The sequence below is a fragment of the Nocardia sp. NPDC006982 genome, assembly GCF_042869435.1.
Classification (GTDB): domain Bacteria; phylum Actinomycetota; class Actinomycetes; order Mycobacteriales; family Mycobacteriaceae; genus Nocardia.
The window spans coordinates 1-1,428 of sequence record NZ_JBIAFV010000088.1; the positions used below are offsets into that span (position 1 = coordinate 1).

Here is a 1,428-nt window from a genome sequence, read left to right on the forward strand (position 1 = left end):
GGCGGGTTGAGCGAGTCCGAACGCGAAGAGCTGCAACGGCTTCGGCGGGAGAACGCCGAGCTGGCGATGGAGCGTGATGACGCCCCTATGTTTGTAAAGTCGCTGCGGGTGCTGTTTCCCCTGGTGACAGCGCGTCTCTGATGATCGGGAAAAGTTCGCGGGCGGCGTATCGTTTGAGACAGCGGATGATCTCTTTCTTGGATTTCCCGTCGTGGGTGCGGCGTTCGGTGTAGTCGCGGGTGCGTTGGTCGCGGCCGAGGCGGGTGAGCACGACGGTGTAGAGGGCGCTGTTGCTGCGCCGGTCACCACCCCGGTTGAGTCGGCGACGTGCGGTTTTCCCGGATGATGCTTCGATCGGGTTGACCCCGCAGAGGGCCGCGAACGCCGCCTCGCTGGTCAGCCGGTCGGGGTTGTCGCCAGCGGTGATCAGCAGTGCGGCGGCGGTGTCGGCACCGACACCGGGCCGTTCGAGCAGCCGCGGAGCGCAGCCGGTGACGATAGTGGTCAGCTGCTGCTGATGGCCTCGGATCTCGGCTTCGAGGGCGTGGATGCGTTGCGCGAGAGCACGAATCACCACGGTCGCGGTTGTGTCGAGGTCGCGGACCGGCGTGTCGGGTAGGTCCGCGCAGCGGCGTATGAGCGTGGCCGGGCCGAGTCCGGCCAGCGATTCACGCAGCGCGGGGTCTGTGCGAGCCAGCACGGCGCGGAGCTGGTTGATGGCCTGGGTGCGGGCCTTGACCGCGGAGTCCTTGGCGATCTTGACCATGCGGATCATTTCGACTGCGCCGTCGCCGGTCTTGGCGACAGCGTTGCTTCGGCCGGAAAGCACTGCGCGGGCGGCGTTTTCGGCGTCGACGGCATCGGTCTTGCCGCGCCGGCGCCGTGTGGCACGGTCGGGCCGGTTGACCTCGATCACCTCGATACCGCGGCGACGCAGGTGGCGGTTCAGCGAAATGCCGTGGGAGCTGGTGCCTTCCACTCCGGCCCGCCGCAGGCGGCCGTGCTGACGAGCCCACTGCAGCAGCGCGTCGTATCCGGCGGCGGTGGCCGGGAACGCCTGGGTGCCCAGCAGCACGCCCAGGACCGTGATCACTGCCGCGACGTGGGCGTCGGCGTGGGTGTCGACACCCAACACGATCTGCTCGCCCTCGTCGAGGCTATTGGGTTCGGCGGTGGTGTGCTCGGTGGCGTTGGCCACAGGGTCTCCTCGTCGGTGCGGGTCGAGAGCAATTGAGCCCGATCGAGCGAGGAGGTCAGGACTGTGACGATGCAAGGCAAGGCCCCTATGGGGACACGTCCCCGCCGGTCGGTGCACACCACCGGGCGGACAGGCGACAGGTCATCACGAAGGCACGGGTGGCCAGTCTCAAGCTGGGTCAATCCTGCTCGCCAGGCGGTGTGCATTCATCCTCACAGTGCTCAAGCGAT

General features: G+C 67.6%; 1 protein-coding gene. It reads right to left on the reverse strand.

The features are described 5' to 3' along the window. Window positions 1-85: 85 nt before the first annotated feature. Entirely contained in the window at window positions 86-1,198 is a 1,113-nt protein-coding gene (locus tag ACFYOW_RS49620; RefSeq protein ID WP_387299181.1) for an IS110 family transposase, read from the reverse strand. Window positions 1,199-1,428: the final 230 nt, after the last annotated feature.